Origin of the sequence: Chryseobacterium sp. CH21 (genome assembly GCF_004119445.1) — a bacterium.
In the GTDB taxonomy this organism is placed as follows: domain Bacteria; phylum Bacteroidota; class Bacteroidia; order Flavobacteriales; family Weeksellaceae; genus Chryseobacterium.
Map to the genome: position 1 here is coordinate 113,959 of NZ_QICI01000019.1, position 19,838 is coordinate 133,796.

At 36.0% G+C, this 19,838-nt stretch carries 21 protein-coding genes and 2 pseudogenes; 8 read left to right on the forward strand and 15 right to left on the reverse strand.

Annotation, left to right across the window (positions count from 1 at the left end):
- Positions 1-32: 32 nt before the first annotated feature.
- From BOQ62_RS02930 to BOQ62_RS02960, 7 genes and pseudogenes are all read right to left on the reverse strand, one after another.
- The gene (locus BOQ62_RS02930; RefSeq protein WP_129036972.1) at positions 33-1,061 is read right to left on the reverse strand and encodes a hemin-degrading factor; all 1,029 of its coding nucleotides are present in this window, start codon (positions 1,059-1,061) and stop codon (positions 33-35) included.
- A gap of 4 nt (positions 1,062-1,065) precedes the next feature.
- The gene (locus BOQ62_RS02935) at positions 1,066-1,716 is read right to left on the reverse strand and encodes a class I SAM-dependent methyltransferase (RefSeq protein ID WP_121487249.1); all 651 of its coding nucleotides are present in this window, start codon (positions 1,714-1,716) and stop codon (positions 1,066-1,068) included.
- Positions 1,640-2,491 (reverse strand): heme ABC transporter ATP-binding protein, encoded by an 852-nt coding sequence (locus tag BOQ62_RS02940; protein WP_129036974.1) that lies wholly within the window; start codon positions 2,489-2,491, stop codon positions 1,640-1,642. The genes BOQ62_RS02935 and BOQ62_RS02940 overlap by 77 nt, the downstream gene beginning before the upstream one ends.
- A pseudogene (locus tag BOQ62_RS02945) lies at positions 2,491-3,530 on the reverse strand (FecCD family ABC transporter permease). The gene BOQ62_RS02940 and the pseudogene BOQ62_RS02945 overlap by 1 nt, the downstream one beginning before the upstream one ends.
- Positions 3,514-4,392, reverse strand: a complete 879-nt coding sequence (locus tag BOQ62_RS02950; protein WP_129036976.1) for a hemin ABC transporter substrate-binding protein — start codon at positions 4,390-4,392, stop codon at positions 3,514-3,516. Before BOQ62_RS02950 ends, BOQ62_RS02945 begins: the two are co-directional and overlap by 17 nt.
- A 21-nt stretch (positions 4,393-4,413) precedes the next feature.
- The gene (locus BOQ62_RS02955; RefSeq protein ID WP_129036978.1) at positions 4,414-5,529 is read right to left on the reverse strand and encodes an HmuY family protein; all 1,116 of its coding nucleotides are present in this window, start codon (positions 5,527-5,529) and stop codon (positions 4,414-4,416) included.
- Between the two features lie 16 nt (positions 5,530-5,545).
- On the reverse strand, positions 5,546-7,651 hold the full coding sequence (locus tag BOQ62_RS02960; protein WP_129036980.1) for a TonB-dependent receptor plug domain-containing protein: 2,106 nt from the start codon (positions 7,649-7,651) through the stop codon (positions 5,546-5,548).
- Positions 7,652-7,746: 95 nt separating this feature from the next.
- Between BOQ62_RS02960 and BOQ62_RS02965 the strand changes: the two genes are divergently transcribed.
- Both BOQ62_RS02965 and BOQ62_RS02970 read left to right on the forward strand, forming a co-directional pair.
- Positions 7,747-8,553 carry a T9SS-dependent choice-of-anchor J family protein gene (locus BOQ62_RS02965; protein WP_129036982.1) on the forward strand — a complete coding sequence of 269 codons (807 nt, stop codon included), beginning with the start codon at positions 7,747-7,749 and terminating at the stop codon, positions 8,551-8,553.
- A gap of 195 nt (positions 8,554-8,748) precedes the next feature.
- The gene (locus tag BOQ62_RS02970) at positions 8,749-10,041 is read left to right on the forward strand and encodes a T9SS type A sorting domain-containing protein (RefSeq protein WP_129036984.1); all 1,293 of its coding nucleotides are present in this window, start codon (positions 8,749-8,751) and stop codon (positions 10,039-10,041) included.
- 83 nt (positions 10,042-10,124) lie between these two features.
- Here BOQ62_RS02970 and BOQ62_RS02975 read toward each other — a convergent pair whose 3' ends face one another.
- From BOQ62_RS02975 to BOQ62_RS02990, 4 genes are all read right to left on the reverse strand, one after another.
- A complete protein-coding gene (locus BOQ62_RS02975) occupies positions 10,125-10,415 on the reverse strand; it encodes a putative quinol monooxygenase (protein WP_047376912.1) in 291 nt (96 codons plus the stop codon).
- An 88-nt stretch (positions 10,416-10,503) separates the two neighbouring features.
- Entirely contained in the window at positions 10,504-11,391 is an 888-nt protein-coding gene (locus BOQ62_RS02980) for a sulfite exporter TauE/SafE family protein (RefSeq protein WP_129036986.1), read from the reverse strand.
- A 1-nt stretch (position 11,392) separates the two neighbouring features.
- Entirely contained in the window at positions 11,393-11,584 is a 192-nt protein-coding gene (locus BOQ62_RS02985) for a hypothetical protein (RefSeq protein WP_129036988.1), read from the reverse strand.
- 89 nt (positions 11,585-11,673) lie between these two features.
- Positions 11,674-12,081 (reverse strand): RrF2 family transcriptional regulator, encoded by a 408-nt coding sequence (locus BOQ62_RS02990; protein ID WP_129036990.1) that lies wholly within the window; start codon positions 12,079-12,081, stop codon positions 11,674-11,676.
- A 161-nt stretch (positions 12,082-12,242) separates the two neighbouring features.
- Here BOQ62_RS02990 and BOQ62_RS02995 point away from each other — a divergent pair, with 161 nt between their 5' ends.
- The 5 genes from BOQ62_RS02995 to BOQ62_RS22330 all read left to right on the forward strand — a co-directional run bounded on the left by BOQ62_RS02995 (position 12,243) and on the right by BOQ62_RS22330 (position 14,269).
- Positions 12,243-12,671, forward strand: coding sequence for a DUF4268 domain-containing protein (locus BOQ62_RS02995; protein ID WP_129036992.1), 429 nt, complete (start codon positions 12,243-12,245; stop codon positions 12,669-12,671).
- A gap of 121 nt (positions 12,672-12,792) precedes the next feature.
- Complete coding sequence (locus tag BOQ62_RS03000) at positions 12,793-13,074, forward strand: hypothetical protein (protein ID WP_129036994.1); 282 nt, start codon at positions 12,793-12,795, stop codon at positions 13,072-13,074.
- Between the two features lie 225 nt (positions 13,075-13,299).
- Positions 13,300-13,500: a hypothetical protein gene (locus tag BOQ62_RS03005; RefSeq protein WP_129036996.1), complete on the forward strand. Its 201-nt coding sequence runs from the start codon at positions 13,300-13,302 to the stop codon at positions 13,498-13,500.
- A gap of 214 nt (positions 13,501-13,714) precedes the next feature.
- A complete protein-coding gene (locus tag BOQ62_RS03010; RefSeq protein ID WP_129036998.1) occupies positions 13,715-14,080 on the forward strand; it encodes a helix-turn-helix domain-containing protein in 366 nt (121 codons plus the stop codon).
- Positions 14,081-14,104: 24 nt separating this feature from the next.
- Positions 14,105-14,269, forward strand: coding sequence for a hypothetical protein (locus BOQ62_RS22330; RefSeq protein ID WP_164976663.1), 165 nt, complete (start codon positions 14,105-14,107; stop codon positions 14,267-14,269).
- A 115-nt stretch (positions 14,270-14,384) separates the two neighbouring features.
- Here the strand turns inward: BOQ62_RS22330 and gldG are convergent, their stop codons facing one another.
- The 4 genes and pseudogenes from gldG to kbl all read right to left on the reverse strand — a co-directional run bounded on the left by gldG (position 14,385) and on the right by kbl (position 18,767).
- Positions 14,385-16,055, reverse strand: a complete 1,671-nt coding sequence (gene gldG, locus BOQ62_RS03015) for a gliding motility-associated ABC transporter substrate-binding protein GldG (RefSeq protein WP_129037000.1) — start codon at positions 16,053-16,055, stop codon at positions 14,385-14,387.
- A gap of 4 nt (positions 16,056-16,059) precedes the next feature.
- Positions 16,060-16,788, reverse strand: coding sequence for an ABC transporter permease (locus tag BOQ62_RS03020; protein WP_129037002.1), 729 nt, complete (start codon positions 16,786-16,788; stop codon positions 16,060-16,062).
- Between the two features lie 59 nt (positions 16,789-16,847).
- Positions 16,848-17,398 (reverse strand): annotated as a pseudogene (locus tag BOQ62_RS03025) (CopD family protein).
- Between the two features lie 172 nt (positions 17,399-17,570).
- Entirely contained in the window at positions 17,571-18,767 is a 1,197-nt protein-coding gene (gene kbl, locus BOQ62_RS03030) for a glycine C-acetyltransferase (protein WP_105703114.1), read from the reverse strand.
- Between the two features lie 157 nt (positions 18,768-18,924).
- Here kbl and BOQ62_RS03035 point away from each other — a divergent pair, with 157 nt between their 5' ends.
- Positions 18,925-19,803 carry a cupin-like domain-containing protein gene (locus tag BOQ62_RS03035; protein WP_129037004.1) on the forward strand — a complete coding sequence of 293 codons (879 nt, stop codon included), beginning with the start codon at positions 18,925-18,927 and terminating at the stop codon, positions 19,801-19,803.
- The last annotated feature ends 35 nt before the right edge of the window (positions 19,804-19,838 follow it).

A 19,838-nucleotide genomic window follows, 5' to 3' on the forward strand; every position in this document is an offset into this window, starting at 1 on the left:
AACAAAACGGTCTCATTCAAATCATCTAATTATTATTTCTCTAATTCTGCTACAAGATCCTTCCACTCCTGAAGTTCAGGAATTCCTGGTTTTCTTTTTCCGAAGAACTGAACGATAAAGTCTCCTTCATTGTTGAATACTTCGATAGCGGTTACTTCTCCGTCTTCAGTTGGTTTTTTAACGATCCATGCTTCTGCAATTTTCGTTACGTCAAGGTGTAAGTTGAAGTCAGGATCCATTACATTGAACCATTGCTGGTGCCAAAGTGTTTTCTTTACATTTCCTGTGTGAATCTGGATAATCCCTCTGTTTCCAACAAATACCATGATCGGTGTATTTTTCTCAGAAGCATCTTCAAGGATGTTCACTACTTTCGCGTTATCAATTTTCTTAGCAAATCCTTCCGGAGCCAATCTTAATGCCTGTGTTCTGCTTACTCCATATTTTCTGGTCATCATGAAGAAATCATGAGTATCTTTCAATTCTGTCCATGCTTTTTTGAATCCTTCCACATCAATATCTGAATCTTCTTTTTCAGCCTGTTTTGGAGCTACTGCTTCAAATACCAATGCCTGATTCTGATCTTCTGCTTTGAATTTTTCTATAATCGCATCGAAAGCAGCTTCATTACTGTCTTTCGTTAAATAAATCTTGTGAAGTGCCAATCCGTCTTTTCCGAAAAACTGAAGGCTCTTTTTGTCACCTTCCAGTACTGCAAAAGCAAATTTCCAGTGGTTAAGGAAAATTCTAAGGTCAATATCTTCACCCACAAAAAGCTGTGCATGCGGGCTGCTGAAATCTCCGTTCAGATACGTTCCTTTTCTTTCATGAACACACTCATCATTACGGGTAAGAGCCATTACTTTTCCTAATTGCTCAGCTTCTGTAAGGATTCCCTGGAAATCCGGGTTCAGGACAGTAACGCCTTCTCCTATGCTTGTTGCCAATAATTCTGCCTCACTTACTTCTAACTGTGCTGCTGCATTTCTTATTCTGATATGTGGATTTTCTGCTTTCAGAGCTTCCCATTTTTCCTTTAAATCATTAACTAATGTGCTCATTACTTTACTTTTTTATGGTTAAAATTGTATAAATTCTTCGTATTGTTTCGTTTCCTGTTTTACTTTTTATTTCTTCTTCTTTTTCAGAAGTTTTCATTCTTTTAAAGCGGCTTTTGGAGATGAGTTCTTCCATTTCACTGTTGCTGTATAAGGTGAAATCATATTCCGTGAACGGCAGTTTTTCCATGAATTCTCTTTGTCCAAACGTAAGGACGAACGTTCCGTCATCTTTCAAAACCCTGTAAATCTCATTTAGAAATTCTACCGGATTTTCCCAGAAGTAGACTGTGTTGACTGTAAATATTTTATCAAAAGATCTATCCCGAAAAGGGAGCTTTTTACCTTCATACAGAACAAAATCTGCCTCACTTTCAAATTCTTTATTGAGTCTTTTGGCTTCATTGTGCATGGTCTCGGAAATATCAATTCCTGTATATCTGAGATTTTTGGCAAGACTCATTATACTTTTCAGATGAGCTGCGTTACCGTGTCCTATTTCAAGGATCTGCTGCTCGTCATCAATCACCAATGTTTTGATGCTTTCCAACGTCATGCTGATATTAGTTGCATTCATCATTTCACCAATCTCGATGCCTTTTTCTCCCTGAGGATTGGCAAGATTCTGTGCGAGGATTTTGAGTTCGTCTTTTTCCATGGTTATCCAAAATGATCATTGGGTTATTGGTAATAGGGTGTCCACAGATGGTACAGGGAAAATTATAGGCATTGCTTATATTTTCTGCAGTAAAAACTTCCTGTGGTGTTCCATAGGCGGAAACCTGTCCTGATTTCATTAATAAAATCTTATCTGCAAACTGTGCAGCAAGGTTCAGATCATGTAAAACTACAATAGCACTGTTGGCTTTTTTGGTGAAATTTTTGATAATTTCCAATGCTTTATACTGATGCTTTATATCTAAATTATTCAATGGTTCGTCCAGAAAAACCAGTTTGTGGGCAATATCATTTTCAAGCTGTGCCATTACTCTTGAAAGATGTACACGCTGTTTTTCTCCTCCTGAAAGGGTGTTGTATTCTCTTTCTTTCAGGTGAAAAATATCGGTTTCGTACATCATATTATTCATGGCTTCCAGATCTTCTTTTCCGGGCTGGGCATCGAAATACGGATACCTTCCCATCATGATTACATCTTTTACCTCAAGCGGAATATCGTTGCTGTTATGCTGTGAGAACTTTGCTTTGTGCTTTGAAAGTTCTTGTATATTCCATTCTTTGATGGGTTTATCTTTAAACAAGACTTTGTTATGTCCGGATTTTACTTCATCTGCCAATACGCTCAGAAGACTTGACTTCCCTGCTCCGTTGGGTCCTACAATGGCCAGAAATTCGCCGTATTCCAGAGATACATCTACCCCGTCCAGAATTCTGAATTCCTTATGTTTATAATTGATCTGGTGTGCCTTGATCATTACAGTGATTTTTTAAATTTAACCAAAATAGCGATAAAAATAGGGCCTCCCATTAAGGCTGTTAAAATTCCGATCGGCAGCTCTGACGGTTCCACAATGCTTCTGCTGAAGGTATCTGCCGTTAATAACAAAATGCTTCCGCACATTGCCGATAATGGCAAAATAAATGTGTAATTGGATTTGAATAACAGTCTTAAAATATAAGGTACAATAAGACCAACAAAACCAATGGTTCCTGAGAATGCCACACAACTTCCTACCATTAAAGCTACAATGATAATGATCTGCTTTTTCAGTCTTTCCACATTGATTCCCAGATGCTGCGCATCTTTCTCTCCCAGCATCATCGCATTCAATGCTTTTCCTTTTGGGAGTAAAATAATGTAAGCAATGATCGCAACAACGGCCAAAATAATATTCTTCGTCCATGTAGCGGCTGCCAGGCTTCCTAAATTCCAGAAAGTAAGGTCTCTGAGCTGCTCATCTTTTGAGATATAGATCAAAATCCGGTTATCGAAAACCCGATAGCCGTTATGGCAACTCCGGTAAGCAGCATCATCACTACATTTGTTTTTCCTCCGCTTGTTGAAATTCTGTACACCAGCATCATTGATAAAAAAGAACCGATAAAAGCCGCAATTCCTACCAGTGAAAATTGTACAGCTTCAGGAAGATATTCTTTGAAATGTCCTCCTAAAACAATCGCAATAGCTGCCAGCAATGTTGCTCCTGATGTAAGTCCTATTAAATCTCCCGTTGCCAAAGGATTCTTGAAAAGTCCCTGAAGACTTGTCCCTGAAACCGACAACATACTTCCTACTAAAATAGCCATGATAATTCTGGCTGCTCTTACGTCCCAAATCACATATTTATCACTGAGTGATAATCCGGAATCTCCTTTTATAAATTGCCACAGTGCCATGAAAGGAGATTTTTCTCCAAAATCATAAACGCCTGTATTAAGCGACAGTACTGCTATAATGGCAAGCAGTACTGCGCTTATAATAAGATAAAAGTATAGTTTACTTTGTGCTTTCAATTAAAAGTTTGTTTAATCCTACTGCTGCTTCTCCTACTCTCGGCCCGAAACCTGATACTAAACCTCCGTCCATTGCAATGATTTTTTTGTTTTTACCTGCATTGGTTTGAGATACTCCCGGCATTTTAAGTGCTCCTTCATTTCCTCCTGCTCCCTGTAAACCAGTTTCGAAGAAGAATAGTACGTCAGGATTAGCTTTTACAACAGCTTCCGGAGTCAAAGGTTTGAAATCTTCAAAATCAGTAACTGCATTTTCTCCTCCTGCAAGGGTAATTAATGAAGCCATTGGTGTATTTTTACCGCTTACCATCAGCATGTTTCCTCTGGCATAGATGAACAATACTTTTGGTTTTTTAGCAATAGGCTGTACTTGTTTCAAGTCAGCATCAATTTTATCATTTAATTTCTGATAATCTGTATTTCCGATCGCTTTTGCAACCTGTTCAATCAGTTTTTTAGTTCCGTCAACAGTGTATTCCTGTTTGAAAACTTCAGTTTTAATTCCTGAAGATTTGATTTTCCCCATTAATTCGGGGTTGATATCTTTATCAGAAGCAAGAATTAAAGTAGGATTTACTGACATGATCGGTTCAATAGTCATGGATCTCATGTGCCCCAGATCTTTAGCTGTAGTTTTTAAAGAGGCAGGATATGTACTGGTAACATCTGTTGCTACGATTTCTTTTTCGTGGCCAAGAGCAGCTACTATTTCAGTAATTCCTCCATTTAATGTTACTATTTTATTGTTGGTTTTTGGTGCTTCAGAAGTGGCTTCTGTAGTATTTTCTTTCGCTGTTCCTTCTGCTTTTTTGCAAGAATATACTGCTACAAGAACAGAAGCTGCAAGGATGAATTTTTTCATGATATACTATTATTTGATTATTTATAAAGGTTCGAACTCAAAATTGGTGTACCCACGGTTTCCGTTGTCATCTTTCATTTTATTGAACCTCAGCTTAAAGTAAAAACCTTCTGCATCTTTCAATACAAAGAAACGGTCTGCATACACGAAAGGAACCGGATTGGCTGCCGTACCGGTAGTGGTTCTCCACTTATCACCAATGGCTCTCTGGTCATTGAAAACAAATTTAGCAGGCTCTACGTCTTTCAGTTTAAATGCAGTGTAAGCCTGTTCCAGACTTCCGGTAACTGTTACCTGATAAGCACCTACTCCATTCAATGTATTGGTGGTAATAAAATCTGCATAGAAATAACTTCCTGCGCTGGTTGTAGGTCCCATGAATACTTCATTGGTAAATGTTGTAAATGCAAGGTCCCAGTTCTTTTTCTTAGGCTGAATCTTTGCAGGAGTTCCCATTTTCAGATTGAAGAATGTAAAATTGTATTCTGCATCTTTTGTAATGATATATTCTTTGATATCTGTTCCTGTTGCGTTCACATCAGCATAACGAATTTTGTATCCACCCGGAGCTCTTACAATCTGTACTTTCTTCCATCCTCTCGGATCTCCCGATAAAGAAACAGAACCTGCTCCGATATTGTTTGAAGAAGGAATTTCTCTTCCAAGATTGATCAGATAGATAGGATTATCTGCATCATTTTCTTTTACAGCATCAATCCCGGTAGTCTGCGTTAAGAAGTTTCCGTTAGGGTTGTCAACATACTTCATGTTTGCTGCATCAAATGTTCCTACCTGAGCAACATCTTTTAAAGCAGCTACATCGGATTCTTTTACTTTGCTGATATCTGTAGCATTAGGAATTTTAATAGCCGTCATGGCAAGAGAACCGTTCATAATGACACGAAATTCATCTCCTGAATAAAAACCAAGATCCCAATCTGTTCTTTTATTAACAGCCGGATTGGTGTAATCACTCAGATCTATCCATACCTGATTGGGTTCTGTAGGACCTCCTATTTTAGCATTCACTTCAGACCCTGTCATTGGAGGAACCGGAACCGGATCTTCATCAGCAGAAAGACAAGACTGTGTGGCCAGCATGACGGAAAGAATAGAAAATATCTTTAAATACTTCATAACAGTAACTTATTATTTAAAATTGAAACATTAATCTGGCAAAATAGCTTCTGCCATAATATAAATTAACAAAACCATTAGCTGCATTATGAGCCGTACCGGCAGTTGCAGTAGAGTTTAATCTTGTTACATCAAATATATTTTTCACCCCGGCAGAAATCTCAAAATGCTTGTTCCAGAAAGGCTGGCTTACAATGAAATCCATCATATGAAAGCTGTCTATTTTTCCAAGGCGGAAATCGTTGGCTCCGTCTGATACGTATAATCTGTCCGGACCTGTGAATTTATAATAAAGGGCAAAATTGGTATCGGTACTTTTCAGTCTGTAGGTAGCTGATGCTCCTGCCTGTACCAGATACTGGAAGTCTGTAGGAGATGATGATTTTAAATCATTCATAGATACAGATGTACCGCTTACAGACCCTCTTAAGGATAAAGCAAACTGGTCTTTTCTGAAATCTACATTCGCTGAAACCAATAAATTTTTATAATTATTAATATTCATGTATTTGTAGGTAGAAGGCTCTTTCACCATCACCATTTCAATCCTGTCGCGCACATCAAGATATAATGCATCTACTCCGTAATTAATTTTCCAGTTATTCTCCGCAGCAAAATTCTGATTCCAGAAAAGACCTGCTGAGAATCCTTTTTCAGGATTTAGATCAGGATTTCCTTGTACGTCATGATTGATATTTACAAAATAGGTATACAGCTCTTCATATTTGGGAAAACGGTTGGCCGATCCTACAACGGCTCTAAGGTTTGAATTCTCAGAGGTTTTATATCTCGCAGATAAAGAGTAGTTGTATTGATCATTAAAGTTCTCGCTTAAAGAAAGTCTTACCCCTGGTCTTAGGGAGAATTTATCTGAAACATTCCATTCTGCAGAAAGGAAATTGGAATAGGTAAATATTTTTCTTTTTACCGCTTCTCCAAAGAAATCTCCTGCAATGAGTGCGGCATATCCGTTGGTATAGTCTAGCTCGTATCCTAACTGAAAGTCAAAAACTTTACTATCCAGAAAGTTACTGAACATACCTCTTGAATAGATCACATCTGTTTTATAATAAGATCTTTCTTCCTGTCTGCTTTTCACAGTTCTGTTCGGAATATCATAATTGTAGTCAGCAAATTTTCTATCCTGATTCTGATAAGAGAAATCTCCCATATAGCGGATATGTCCCAGATTGGTTTGAATATTGAATTGGTGAACCCAACGATCTGTATTGTATTCTCTGTCACGGCTTTCATAGGCTACCCCACCCAATCCGTCATTAAGAGGATTTCTGCTTACTTCCGGATTATAGAAGTTGAATTTTTCATTCAGATAAGACAGTTTGTAAAAGAATGTCGTTTTATTTTTGGTATATCTTAATAATGCGGAGGCATCATATTGATCTTTCGGATTCCATTCGTATCCTCTCGTGTTATCCTGTCCAAAGTATTTGTAACCTTTGCTCTCCCCTTCATATCCCATAAACTGGTTATGGTTGAAATTGATGCTTGCAAACCATTCATTATTGATGTTATAATCTACATTCAGATTCTGAATATGTCTTCCGTTTCCTCTTTTCTTAAGATCATACTGGTCTCTTACCGTTTCTTCCTGCAATGAGCCTCTTACACTGATCTTTTGTGTACTGGTTTTTTTTGTAATAATATTAATGACCCCTGCAACTGCGCCATTTCCATACTCAACTCCCATACTACCTTTCATAATTTCAATTCTCTCTATATTGCTTAAAGCAATTTTGGTAAGGTCAATATTGCTTCCTAATCCTGTATCTCCTACTACCGGGATATTATCGATAAGGATTTTTACATAATCCCCATTAAGTCCCATTATTTTGGCGGTAGAATTTCCCGAGCGGGTATCTGGAGTAATCTGTATGTTAAGACTTTGATTCAAAACTTCTGCAACATTGGTTGCTGCCATATTTTTAATCTGCTCAGCATCAATAACGTCAACCTTATAGATGGATTTGTTAATGGACTGCTGCATATACTGTCCTGTAATAACAACTTCTTCAATTTTCTTTTGATTAAGAGAATCCTTTTCTTGTGCATTCATCCAGAAAGCCATGGATAATGAAAGAACGGAAAGCACTTTCTTCTTCATAAGGGTACAAATTTTCGACAAATATAAAACTTTATTTAGACTCATTAAAAATAAATGTATATTTTTGTGGAATAATTCTAAATAAAAATAATCTCATGAAATTAAAATTACTTTTAGGAGCTCTTGTGTTTACAGCGTTCACTGCAAATGCTCAGGTAGCTAATATCAATGAAAATTTTAATAATTTCACAGTTGGAAATACTACTTTCCCTCAATTCGGATGGTCTGCTATTGTAGCTCCGATAACAGGAGAGTTCCCTCCAGTACCGCCAAGAATGCTTGTTGCAGGAGATACCAACAGAGCTGTTCAGTCTTATGCTGGAAACAATGCTACAGGAACATCTTACCTGATCACTCCGCAGATTGAAGTCCCTACAGGAAATAAAACATTAACTTTTGACACTACATTAGTGGTTCAGTCTCCTGGTACCGGAACAATCCAGATAGGAGTAGCATCTAACCCGGCAGATATGGCAACATTTGTTGCTGTCGGAAGTCCAATCAGCGTTACGACTATTGGAACGATTCAGAATGTAAGTGTAAATATTCCGGCTTCTACAGGATCTTATATTGTTTTTAAATTTACACCAACAGCTTCGCACACTGCTATTCAGATTGACAATGTAGTTTACAACACAACTGCTTCTTTAGGAGTATCAGACAGCAATAAATCAACAGAAAACTTCAGATTTGCCTTAAATTCTGATCAGTCTGCGCTAGAATTTATCGTAAAGAAAGATCCTAAGAATATCCAGATCTATTCCGCAGCAGGACAAAAAGCTGCTGAAGGAAAACTGAACGGACAGAGATTTGATATCAGCACACTTCAGACAGGAGTATACTATATGAATATTGAAACTGCAGAAGGTAAATTAATCCAATCAAAATTCATCAAAAAATAAGGTTTATTAGACTATTATCAACCTTCACAAAGCCGGCGGGATCACTCCTTCCGGCTTTTTCTTGCTCTCTTTATTTCTTTTTTAAACGATAATTAAAATAAAAACAAGATAAAAATCATATTTTTATTTAGAATGATTAAAAATAATTATTTATTTTTGTGGAATCATTCTAAATAAGGATTTAAAAAATAAATTATGAAAACAAAACTATTATTGGCTTCAGTATTCGCTATGTCTGTTCAGCAGACTGTTTTGGCGCAGACTGATGCACTGGGATACTCACAGGTAAATATGACAATGGGGAGCGGATACCAAAACCGTGTGTTTGTAGATCTTGCAGATGGTAATATGGTTTCTCAGCCAGCCAATACCTGGGATATTGCTTTTTATAGAAACTCAAACTATGCCTTTGGATCAAGAGTAAATGATGCTAAAGATATTGAAGTATTCACTGCTTCTACCAATTTAGCCGATTGGGATAATATCAGTATAAGCAATGAATCTTCTTGGGGAGCACCTCTTTACAATCCGGATCAAACGACTGACTGGAGCCAGGGAGCTTTTGAACAAGGACCTGTAACTTCTCCAAATCCCAATATTCCTTCAACAGGATGGGGTGTTTACAACCCAGTAAATCACCATATTCAAGGGAAAGCTATCTTTGTTTTGAAGTATGCTTCAGGAACTTATATTAAGTTTGCCATTGAAGATGCTTTTGCAGGATATACCTTCAGATATTCAAAATGGAACGGTACATCATGGGGAGCTACAGAAACAAGAACGATCGCTAATGGAACGGATGATTCTTATTTCAACTATTTCTCATTTGATACTGGAGCAAAAGTTCCTAGCCTGGAGCCTTCAAGAACAGCATGGGATTTCGTATTTACCAAATATTATACTTTCTACATGGGGGTGCAGATGTACCCGCTTTCGGGAGCCATTCAAAGTCCGAATGTTAAAGTAGCAATGGTACAGCCTGAAACTCAGCAAACAGCAGCTTCTACCATTCCTGCCACTACAAGTTTCTCATCGGCTATTACTACAGTTGGACACTCTTGGAAAGGGATTGGTACCGTGAAAAACGATGTTGTATATTACGTTAAAAAAGGAAACGATTACTACAGAATGTACTTCACTACCAATGGTGGAGCAAGTACAGGAAATATGTATTTCAAATATAAAAAGATTACAGAAACTTTGGGAATTACTGAGGTAGGTAAAAAAGCTTCTTTCGGTATTTATCCAAACCCTGCGACAGCTGATAAAAAAGTAACTGTTCTTTTTGATGTTAAAGAAAAAGCGGGGAATAAAGGAAGTGTAGAAGTTTATGATCTTACCGGCAAAAAAGTATATTCTGAGGAACTTACTAATCAGGCAGGATTCTACAAACAGGATCTTAACCTTTCTACCCTTACTTCAGGGAATTACCTTGTAAAAATTACTTACGGTGGCCATTCGGAAACGAAAAAGCTTATCGTGAAATAAATATTTTTATTTTAATACTTTCTATTTTTTCTAATAAAAGGGCGGTTTCAAACTATTGAAACCGCCTTTTATTCTTTTAAATTTTAATATATCTTAAATCCTTTGTAAACCTCTGCTGAGCTTTCCATGATTTTTGAAGCATCTTTACGGAAATCCAAAAGATGATCCTGACCGTTATGTCTGTTATGGTGTTCTACACTTTCCCAAAGTTCGATCAGGAAGAATGTTCCTTTGTTATCTTTATCCTCGATAAGATCATACTGCAGGCAGCCTTCTTCTTTTCTTGTTTCTTTCACAAGGTTCTGAAACAGCTCTACGGCATCCATCAGATAATTTTCATTAAACTTAAAAAGTGCAATGATATGTAAATTCATGTTCTAATATTTAGTGATGTAAAAGTAAAATATTTTCAAAACCAATTATCTTTTTATTCCTTTTATTTTTCAATACCAGGCCTAATTTTTAATTAAAAACTGATTTATAAATAGTTATAGAACTCATCACAATTACCAGTGTTCCGATAATCACAAACATTTTCTTTACAGGAAGCTTAGCGGTAAGCATTGCAGAAAAAGGTGCAGTAATAATTCCGCCAATTAAAAGCCCGAGAATAATATTCCAGTGCTGTATTCCGAGGGTAAAGAAAAAGGTAACAGCAGCAGTGATGGTAAGGATAAATTTTGCTACTGTAGAACTTCCTACAGCAAATCTTGGGGTAAAAGCATTTTTGATCAGGGTTCCGGTAACCAGAGGCCCCCATCCTCCACCAGCAAAAGAATCTATAAAACCTCCTATTATTCCCAGTCTTGTCAGATTGGTTTTTCTTTTCAGGGCTTTGCTTTGTTTTTCTTTAAAAGCATTGGAGAGAATCTGAATTCCGAGGTATAAAGTATAAAAAGCAATTAATGTTTTGGTGATTTTAGCATAATACTCTCCCAGATAGGTCAATGATACGGCTCCGATAACTGCACCAATTACCGCTGGAATGGCTAGTTTTTTCACCAGACTTTTGCTTACATTTTTCAATTTGATGTGGCTGAGACTTCCTGCAGCCGTTGTAAAACTTTCCGCAGAATGAATACTCGCACTTACAATATGTGGAGGAATGTTCAGAAGCAAGAGTGTGGTAGTACAGATAACGCCATACCCCATCCCCATTGATCCTGCAACAATTTCGGCAAAAACACCTACCAAAAGCATCCAGTAAAAAATGTAATTATCTTTTGCCAGAATATTCAGAAGTTCATCCAGGTATCCCAGTTCGTACATTGAAAAAACAGCAATGAAGATAACAGCAGCAGTCACAAAAAGCACATTAAGCCTTATTTGAATTTTTCTTGAAATCACCATATCACAGAATCATTTTAGTCCATACTATCTCATTATCGACGGTACCAGCAATAAAAATATTTACCGGCAGTCTTTCTTCCTCAGAACTGTACATGATTCTTTTTCCGGATAAAGTGGGTGTGGTAACAGAATATACTGTCACGATAGAAGGTATACGATTTTGTAATGGGTTGGCATCTCCTTTTGAAATCATAATTTATTCATTTGAAGTAGTGCAAATATCTGATAAAAATATTTATCCTACAAAACAAGTAGACTATTAATTCAAAAAAAAGGATCAGGTCAGTCGACCAGATCCATTAAAGTTTTACTTTCCAGAATATTCAGTGAAGCATCCCGAACTTCTATCAGCACATCATGAAGCCCGCAGTGATCTTCATTACAATCATCACATTTCTGATAGAAATTCAGACTTACGCAAGGAAGCATGGCAATAGGGCCATTCACAAGACGAATAATCTTGGCCAGTTTCACATCTTCAGGATTTTCTTTGAGAAAATATCCACCACCCTTTCCTTTTTTACTATCAAGGATTTCCGCTTTTTTCAGTTCAAGCAGGATATTTTCCAAAAACTTTAAAGGAATCTTTTTGTGTTCCGCGATTTCAGAAATAAGAATCGGGCCATCATTTCTTTTTTCTACAAGATATGAAAGCGCCTTAAAAGCATATTGAGATTTTTTTGAAAGCATTACAGCAAAAATAAGAAAATTGTTTAATATTTGAAAAAAGACAATTTTATCAATTTATCCCCCTGTCTTTACGGTTTTTATCTTATTTGTCTTATCCGGAATTTTACGGTTTTTGCTCCCTCATTTTTGCCTTTCTCCTATTAAATCATTATGTTTGCGATATGTTCAGTAAACAAGAGGCGCAGCAACTAAAAAAAGAATTTTGGACTGCTTTTGGAAGATCATTTCCCAGAAAATGGATTCTTTATGATACCAAAATCAAGGATATGTCATTTAAATTTTCTGCCGACAATAAAAAAGCAGAGGTTTCTCTGGAGATCGAAATGAAAGACGAAATTTTTCGAAATGCCTACTACGAAAAGATCTGGTCACTGGAAGATATTTTAAAAGATTTCATTGGAGATTTTCAAAAAGAAGAATATTTCACCCTGGAAAATGGTAAGATTATCAGCAGAATATGGATCGAAAAACATGGGATTTCTATTTTTAACAAAAATACCTGGCAAGAAATTTTTGAATTTTTTGTAGCCAAAATGGATGGTTTCGAAAGGTTTTATTATGAATATGAGGATTTTATAAAGGACATATAAAATAATTATGAAATAAATACTGTTTCATGCTTCGTATTGAAATAAAAAAAGAAAACCTATCTTTGTTCCACCACTTAAACTAATAGATGAAACTAAACTAACATGATTAAAAATGAGAAAAGTGTACAAAAACATTTTTGGGGAAATTATCTCCAAAAGCAAAGCTGTGAAGTTAAACGAATATCATCTGTATTATTATGAGGAAGGTTCCGATTTCTTAAAAGAAATTGAATTCATCAACGAGGATACTGTTTACAACATCAATTATTTTCTAAGTGACGAAGAGGATGAGACAAAGGTAGTAGATTATCTCAGGGAAAAATCTGACTTTTTTGATATCGAAAAAAAGAAACCAACGACAGTTTTATTATCTCTACCAATAAACTATATTCCTTATCCGTAGATGATCTGCCCTTAATTTCTAAAACCGTTTTCAAAACTGATGATCCTGAAAACTTTATCTGTTCTCAGGTTATAGACAACGAAACTCATGAACCGCAACTTGAAAGAACAATAAAATGCTGGTATACCAATGATGAAAATGGTGAAAAATACGCAGCAATAGAATGCAGTTATCAAGAAGATGGAAAACTGGAACTGGCTGTAGATAAAACCACAGATCCTGATCATGAAGAAAAGTGGTCTCATTATGATTATGATACTTTTCCAGATCTTCAGGCACAGACATCTACCGATATCAGCTATTACAGAACTGCCGCTTTACTTCCCAAAGAAGCCTATCAGCAGTAATCTCTACTTAAAAAGCACATTTCTCAAAAAATTATTCATCGAAGTGAACTCTATTTTTTATCAGGCAGGACGTAATTAACTCCTGAACTTAATAAACATCTAAGCAGATTGATCTGTTTTATCAGATTGAATCTTTAGAAAAATAATAAAGACTGTTTCCTTATTGGAAGCAGTCTTTTTTTCATGAGATCTGGAAAATACTCGAAAAGTATCAGAATCAATTCCAAAAATAGGTTTACAATTTTGTTCCATTTTATTATATTTGTACGAAGGCACAAATATAAAAGGTCATTATGGAAAAGCTAAAAAATCTAAGAAAACAAAGAGGCTATACACAAGAATATATGTCGAAAATCATATCAACAGATGTTTCCAATTATTCCCGAAAAGAGAATGATGAAGTAAGAATATATGATGATGAATGGGAAAAGCTTGCAAAAGCACTTGATGTTCCTGTAGAAGATATCAAAGAGGAAAAACCATCTAGAGTTGTCAATAATGACAATTTAACTTTCAATGACCAATCTGCAAACAATAATTTCAATCAATATTATAATATTCCCAATTCTATTATAGAAAATTTGCAGAGTTATATTAAAGTTTTGGAAGAACAGGTAGAAAATTTAAAAACAGAAAATAAAAAATTGAAGTCTAGATAAAGCTTTATAATAAATTTATTTTCTATGGAAGATGAAGACCACATTTTTGAAATAGAGAACAGTATAGTTTTAACTATTCCAACGGATATTAAACAAATAACAGAAGGTGTTCGCGAATCATTTTATTATTTGGAAGGTTTAATCAATCTAGATTCAATATATAGAGGGATAAATCAAATGATAGTTTAAATATTAAAGCTAAAAATGTAGAATTTAAAAAAAATAGAAAATATCTAATATATTAAAATCTGATATTTTCATCAATAAAAATTCCGGAAGAAAATCTTCCGGAATTTTTTATGTTTTATCCAAATTTCTTTTTCCTTAACCAGAAGAATAATCCTCCGATAAGACCGATAATCACGAGTGGAAGCAGTAAATTCAGCCATTGCCAGGTGGATTTCTCCTCAGTAATTCTTTGTCTGTCCAGAAGTCTTTCTTCGATATTTCTGTTTCTCAGCTCCATCAGGTTGCTGTCATCCAACAAATAGTCCAGAGCATTTCTAAGGAACTGTTCGTTTCCAAACTGCTCATTTGTCAAAAGGTCTACTCCTAATGGAAGCGGTTTTCCTTTGATCACTTTGTTTCTTCCTACATCTCCGTCTGCAATAACAATCATTTTATTTTCCGGGCTGGATGTTTTGAATCCAGGGTAAGATTTTCTTTCAATTCTTGATGCATAGGCAGAACTAAATTTCCCTTCCAATGCTACCGCGAAGATCTTTGGAGTACTTGGTTTTTCCATTTGTCCAAGGCTGTCTACGCTTGCAATTTCTTTCAGATCAACATAGTTTGGAACCTGTTTCAACAATGTTCTTTCACTGGATTCGAAAAGAACTTTTGTTTTGATATTTTTTCTTCCTCCCAATGTATCGATAGAAGTTGGGAATTCAAATTTTACAGGGTTGATATTTTTAGTGATGGGGTTATTATTTTCAGCAATTCCAAGTGGATAATACGGCCAAGGCAAGCTTGTATACTGAGGATTTCCACTTACTTCACCCGTAACCAGTCTTAAAAGGGCAAACTTTTTAACATCTTTAACCAAAGCAGGATTGATTCTCAACCCATAATTGAAAAAGAAGTCGGTCATATTGATATCTACCGGGAAAGGCATCACTTTTTTAGACCTTGTTAAAGTATCCATTTCAGCATTTACCGCATCAATCATCCAAAGGGTTTTCCCTCCGTTCATGATGTACTGGTCAAGAATTACTTTTTCGTTATCTGTAAATGCTTTTCTTGGTTTTGCAATCACCAGAGCGCTCATCTGCTTCAATAACGGAATATCTTCCAATGACAGTTCAGTCTGATTTTTAGGAATAATAGGTCCGGCATCATAGTTTTCCATAGCCAGCTGTACAAATCCCTGGAATTCATCAGGATTCAACTCATCATGATTCACCAGAATTCCGATTTTCTTTCTCTTTGCTGCAGCAATATTCTTGATATTAGAAACAAGATTGTACTCTAATCCCTCAATGGATCTTGTCAGCTGCTGATCGGCATCAATTCCTGCCTGCTGTACGACCAATGGTATTGAAGCTCCGCCATCTCCATATTTGATCACAGCGTATGGGAAAAGTGTGATCTGTGAGATCTTTCCATCTTTGACATCCGGAAGAATAGAAGGCTGCATGCCCATTGCCATCAGGGTATCCTGAGACATTTTTGTTTTAATCGGGTCTATAAATTTAAAATCAATCTTTGGATTAATTTTCCTGAACTCTTCCAGCATGAATTTCGTCTCGCTTTGCAGCTGTTTGAAACTTGCAGGAAAGTCACCTTCCAGATACACTTCAACAGTCAGAGGCTTTTTAACAGACTCTAATACTTTGATGGTATTATCAGAAAGGGTATATCTTTTTTCTTTTGTTAAGTCTAATCTGATTCCCGAATAGGTCAGGATAATCACTAAAGGAACAATTACAATTAAGAAAATTCCCAGTGGAGATTTAGCATTGAACTTCTTCATGATTCTACTTCTTTTTGTTAATAAAATGATTAGACAATACTAATGAAGCTCCTATTACAAGTACAAAATAGGCTACATCCTTAAAATCAATAAGTCCTCTTGTAAAGCCTAGGAAATGTTGATAGAAACCAATATTCTGAAGAATAAAATCTGCTCCACCTAATAGTTTATAGCTTGCCAACTGCTCGATTCCAAAATACATAATAAAGCACATAAAAACGCCCAGCAGATAGGCCATAATCTGGTTTTGAGATAATGAAGACGCCAGAATTCCCACTGCTGAAAATGCTGCAATCAGCATGATCAAGCCAAGGTAGCTTCCAAAGGTCATTCCAAGGTCAATATTCCCTGCAGGAACTCCCAGCACATATACTGTATAAAGGTAAATCAATGAAGGAATAAGGCATAAAATCCCAACAATCCATACGGAAAGAAATTTTCCCGCTACCAGTTCTGAAACTTTTAATGGTTGTGAAAAAAGCCAGTTTAATGTTCCGCTTTGCTGTTCTTCTGCAAAAGTCTTCATAGAAAGTGCCGGAATGATAAACATCAGCAGCCATGGCACCAATACGAAATAGCTCTGCAATGAGGCCATTCCGATCTCAAAAATATTAGAATCGTTGTCGAAAAAGAACAGGAAAAGAGTTCCTATCAAACTGAAAGCAGCAATGATTACCCACGCACTCCAGTTTCCAAAGTAACTCCAAAGTTCTTTCTTTAAAATTGCAATCATAGTTTTTTTATAAGATGTAAAAAGGATGAATGTATTAAGACATACGTCCTACTCCACAATTATTTGTTTTTTTTATTTTTATTAACCAGTTTCACTGTCATCATGATCAGAAATACAAGAACGAAAAATCCTACAATTAATTGCCACCAGTATTCGATCACCATTGATTTTAAAATGACTGTAAATACCACCAGAAACAGAATGAATGTTGCAATTTCATTCGCCTGTCTCAGTTTGATATTAGCAATTGGCAGTGTATCTCCATGTAATTCTTTTAAATGAAGGACTTTTTCCAACACCAATAATGGTAAATGGCAAGCCCGATAAGGAAGGTAAGTTTCAAATGAAACCACGGCATTTTCATCAGCCCGGTATTTAAAAATATCATGACCAATCCGCATACTGTCATAATTACTCCCGCAGGAACGGTAATAATATTCCACAGTCTTCTGGCCATAAAAGTATACTGCTCTCTCAGAATTTTCTTTTTTTCTTCCGGAAATTCATCGGTATCCTTATAGTAAACGAAAATCCTCACGAGGTAAAAAATACCCGCAAAGTAGCTTACCATAAAAATAATGTGCAGCGCTTTGATTATTGTATAAAGCATTCAGAAAAAATTAACAGCAAAGATAAGCTTATTATATAATTGTTAAAAATAATTTTCTTTTGATCAGGAAAATATAAGTAAAAATAGGTTTCTATAAAAAATAGTTCGGCTCGGGGCAGCAAAGCTGCCCGAGCCGAACATTATATTTTCATTGTTGTAATCAATTCAACGATTAAGAGATCACTCCTAATTCTTTTCCAACCTTTTCAAAAGCAGCAATCGCTTTATCCAAATGTTCTCTTGTGTGAGCCGCAGATAGCTGTACTCTGATTCTCGCTTTCCCTTTCGGTACTACAGGATAGAAGAATCCGATTACATAAATACCTTCATCCATAAGCTTTTCAGCCATTTTCTGAGAAAGTGGTGCATCATAAAGCATTACCGGAACGATAGCAGCATCTCCTTCAGGAATATCAAAACCTTTAGCTTTCATTTCTGTTCTGAAGTATTCTGCATTTTCCATTACTTTATCACGAAGGGATGTATCATCAGAAATCATATCCAAAACTTTCAAAGCAGCTCCAACAATTCCAGGTGCCAGAGAGTTCGAGAATAAATAAGGTCTTGAACGCTGTCTCAGCATATCAATGATCTCTTTCTTACCGGAAGTAAATCCTCCTAAAGCTCCTCCTAAAGCTTTTCCTAAAGTGGAAGTGATGATATCTACTCTACCCATTACTTCATTAGCCTCATGCGTTCCACGGCCAGTTTTCCCGATGAAACCTGTTGCGTGAGAATCATCTACCATTACCAAAGCATCATATTTATCAGCAAGGTCGCAAACTCCTTTTAAGTCTGCAACGATACCATCCATTGAAAATACTCCGTCTGTAACAATAATTTTGAAACGGTGATTCTTTTCAGAAGCTGCAATCAACTGAGCTTCCAGATCAGCCATGTTATTGTTTTTGTATCTGTATCTCGCTGCTTTACACAAACGAACACCATCAATAATTGAAGCGTGGTTTAATTCATCTGAAATAATAGCATCTTCTTCTGTAAACAAAGGTTCGAAAACCCCACCATTCGCATCAAATGCAGCAGCATAAAGAATAGTATCTTCAAGACCTAAGAAATCAGCGATTTTTTTCTCCAAATCTTTGTGAATATCCTGTGTACCACAGATGAAACGTACAGAAGACATTCCATATCCATGAGACTGAATCATTTCCTGAGAAGCTTTCATAACTTCCGGATGATTTGATAATCCCAGATAATTATTCGCACAGAAGTTCAAAAGCTTTTTTCCGTTAGCTTCTATTTCTGCACTTTGTTGAGAAGTGATGATTCTTTCTCTTTTGTAAAGTCCGTCATTCTCAATATTCTGAAGTTCATTCTGTAAATGTTGAAGGTATTTTTCAGAGATCATTTTTGATAATTTTTAGATGTGCTAATTTACTAAAAAGGCAGTAAAATAAAACCTTTTATCAGTTTAATTCTAAAAAATCAGTAGAGATTTCAGTTTTAACATTATTAGTCTACAAATTTAGTAGGATAATATTTATATTTGTTTAAAATTTTCATGCATGAGACTAAAGCCGGTACAAAAAATAGAGAAAATCAGTTCAAAAACCTTTATTAACAGGCATATGAAGCCGAGAATCCCAATTATTCTTGAAGACTTTGTACATCCGGAAAGTCCCGCTTTCAATAAGTGGAATTATGAATATTTCAAAGAAATTGCAGGAGATCATAAAGTCAATATATATGGCAGTGAACTCGATTCTCTAGACAGAGTAGCCAGTGATCCGATAGCAGAATCTACATTTTCAGAGTATCTCGATCAGATACAATCTGCCCCTACTGAACACAGACTTTTCCTATTTAATTTAATAAAAATAAAGCCTGAACTTAAGAACGATATCATCTACAATGATGTTACGAATGGTAAAATACTAAAATGGCTGCCTTTTATGTTTTTCGGTGGCGAAGGTTCTGTAACGAGAAATCATATTGATATTGACATGTCACATGTTTTCATCACCCAGTTCCAAGGGATTAAAAGGATCTGGCTTTTTCCTTGGGAGCAGTCTGATTTCATGTACAAACTGCCTTACAACTTCCATAGTCTCGCTCAAATCAAAAAACCAGATTACAGAAAATACCCTGCGCTCTTATATTTAGATGGTTACGAAGCTGTCATTCATCCTGGAGAGACACTTTACATTCCCTCCGGATGGTGGCATTATATTCAATATGATTCGGAAGGATACTCAATATCTGTGAGAGCATTACCCACAAGTTCGCTGGAAAAATGGCGTGGTTTTAAAAACTTAGTCATTACGAGGCATTTTGATAACCTCATGCGTAAACTATTCAAAGAAAGATGGTTTGAATACAAAGTAAAAACGGCAAGAAAAAGAGGAGCCAGAGCTGCTAGAAAACAAAGAAGCTTTCAAATCTGAAAGCTTCTTTTGTTATATCATTATTGATTTTGGTA

Excerpts from the sequence above, each read along its gene's own strand:
- BOQ62_RS03005 (WP_129036996.1), top strand. The coding sequence starts at position 13,300 with ATGAAGAAAAGTGGTCTCATTATGATTATGATACTTTTCCAGATCTTC.
- kbl (WP_105703114.1), bottom strand. The coding sequence starts at position 18,767 with ATGATCTCTGAAAAATACCTTCAACATTTACAGAATGAACTTCAGAAT.
- BOQ62_RS02955 (WP_129036978.1), bottom strand. The coding sequence starts at position 5,529 with ATGAAGTATTTAAAGATATTTTCTATTCTTTCCGTCATGCTGGCCACA.
- BOQ62_RS02940 (WP_129036974.1), bottom strand. The coding sequence starts at position 2,491 with ATGATCAAGGCACACCAGATCAATTATAAACATAAGGAATTCAGAATT.
- BOQ62_RS02970 (WP_129036984.1), top strand. The coding sequence starts at position 8,749 with ATGAAAACAAAACTATTATTGGCTTCAGTATTCGCTATGTCTGTTCAG.
- BOQ62_RS02950 (WP_129036976.1), bottom strand. The coding sequence starts at position 4,392 with ATGAAAAAATTCATCCTTGCAGCTTCTGTTCTTGTAGCAGTATATTCT.
- BOQ62_RS02965 (WP_129036982.1), top strand. The coding sequence starts at position 7,747 with ATGAAATTAAAATTACTTTTAGGAGCTCTTGTGTTTACAGCGTTCACT.
- BOQ62_RS03010 (WP_129036998.1), top strand. The coding sequence starts at position 13,715 with ATGGAAAAGCTAAAAAATCTAAGAAAACAAAGAGGCTATACACAAGAA.
- BOQ62_RS03020 (WP_129037002.1), bottom strand. The coding sequence starts at position 16,788 with ATGATTGCAATTTTAAAGAAAGAACTTTGGAGTTACTTTGGAAACTGG.
- BOQ62_RS02960 (WP_129036980.1), bottom strand. The coding sequence starts at position 7,651 with ATGAAGAAGAAAGTGCTTTCCGTTCTTTCATTATCCATGGCTTTCTGG.
- BOQ62_RS02975 (WP_047376912.1), bottom strand. The coding sequence starts at position 10,415 with ATGAATTTACATATCATTGCACTTTTTAAGTTTAATGAAAATTATCTG.
- BOQ62_RS02990 (WP_129036990.1), bottom strand. The coding sequence starts at position 12,081 with ATGCTTTCAAAAAAATCTCAATATGCTTTTAAGGCGCTTTCATATCTT.
- gldG (WP_129037000.1), bottom strand. The coding sequence starts at position 16,055 with ATGAAGAAGTTCAATGCTAAATCTCCACTGGGAATTTTCTTAATTGTA.
- BOQ62_RS02935 (WP_121487249.1), bottom strand. The coding sequence starts at position 1,716 with ATGGAAAAAGACGAACTCAAAATCCTCGCACAGAATCTTGCCAATCCT.
- BOQ62_RS02985 (WP_129036988.1), bottom strand. The coding sequence starts at position 11,584 with ATGATTTCAAAAGGAGATGCCAACCCATTACAAAATCGTATACCTTCT.
- BOQ62_RS02980 (WP_129036986.1), bottom strand. The coding sequence starts at position 11,391 with ATGGTGATTTCAAGAAAAATTCAAATAAGGCTTAATGTGCTTTTTGTG.
- BOQ62_RS22330 (WP_164976663.1), top strand. The coding sequence starts at position 14,105 with ATGGAAGATGAAGACCACATTTTTGAAATAGAGAACAGTATAGTTTTA.
- BOQ62_RS03035 (WP_129037004.1), top strand. The coding sequence starts at position 18,925 with ATGAGACTAAAGCCGGTACAAAAAATAGAGAAAATCAGTTCAAAAACC.
- BOQ62_RS02930 (WP_129036972.1), bottom strand. The coding sequence starts at position 1,061 with ATGAGCACATTAGTTAATGATTTAAAGGAAAAATGGGAAGCTCTGAAA.
- BOQ62_RS02995 (WP_129036992.1), top strand. The coding sequence starts at position 12,243 with ATGTTCAGTAAACAAGAGGCGCAGCAACTAAAAAAAGAATTTTGGACT.